The organism is Vibrio sp. 10N.222.46.A1, from assembly GCF_041473595.1.
Lineage (GTDB): Bacteria > Pseudomonadota > Gammaproteobacteria > Enterobacterales > Vibrionaceae > Vibrio > Vibrio tasmaniensis_A.
Genome location: NZ_JBFRSN010001485.1, coordinates 1 through 523, shown reverse-complemented (window position 1 = coordinate 523; position 523 = coordinate 1). Strand labels below are relative to the sequence as shown.

The following is a 523-nucleotide window of genomic DNA, read 5'->3' as shown; positions in this document are numbered from 1 at the left end:
TATATAAATAATGTTTTTTTGTATCTGAATGACACTATTGTTACTTTGACGCTGATTTTTAATAAGAATAATTAATAAAATAACGCAACATCGGGGTAGTTTGCACCATGAAAAACGTCAACAGGTCTATCGACGTCAAATATTTAAGAACATTTTCGCACGTTGCTAAACACAAAAGTTTTACAGCAGCCGCTGAGTCTTTATTTATGACACAACCCGCTGTATCTCAGCATATTAAAAAGATCGAAAGTACAATCGGGGCGAGTATTTTTGATAGGAAAGAGGGATTTTTACTCACTAAACACGGAAAAGTATTACTTGATTATGCAGACCAAACAATGTCTATGTACGAAAGATTGTTTGAAGATTTGGAAAAGGTTGAATTAAGAGACCAATTCAATATAGCGATTTCTGAATCTTTTTGCTTCGATATGGTTGAGCGTGTAATCAATGAATTTCGAATGTTGAACAATATAGACTTGTCCATAAATAGTTTCACAAAGTCCTCTTTATTGGATTCTTC

1 protein-coding gene is annotated in these 523 nt (G+C 33.1%); it reads left to right on the top strand.

All coding sequences use genetic code 11. The features are described from left to right. Positions 1-107: 107 nt before the first annotated feature. The coding region (locus tag AB4496_RS27550; protein ID WP_372133162.1) for a LysR family transcriptional regulator at positions 108-523 on the top strand (416 nt) is incomplete at its 3' end.